Source organism: Sulfitobacter sp. HI0040 (assembly GCF_001634885.1).
Taxonomy (GTDB): domain Bacteria; phylum Pseudomonadota; class Alphaproteobacteria; order Rhodobacterales; family Rhodobacteraceae; genus Sulfitobacter.
The window spans coordinates 1-231 of sequence record NZ_LWEX01000415.1 but is presented as its reverse complement, the minus strand read 5'-3'; the positions used below and the strand labels follow the sequence as shown (position 1 = coordinate 231).

At 57.1% G+C, this 231-nt stretch carries 1 pseudogene; it reads left to right on the top strand.

Annotated elements, in window-relative coordinates:
• Nucleotides 1-231, top strand: a pseudogene (locus tag A3728_RS17135) (3-carboxy-cis,cis-muconate cycloisomerase); the annotation flags it as partial.

The window sequence follows — 231 nt, the reverse complement described above, 5'->3', positions numbered from 1 at the left end:
GCCACGATTTCAGGGATGTTGGCCCAGGCTAAATTTATGCTCGAGGGTCTGCGGGTTTATCCCGAAAATATGGGGCGTAACCTTGACCATTCCCGGGGGCTGATCGTGGCCGAAGCGGTGATGATGGCTTTGGCCCCCCACACGGGACGCAAGGAAGCGCACGACATCGTCTATGCCGGTTGTCGCCGTGCGGTAGAAGGCAGCATTTCGTTGTATGACGCGTTGAAGGAT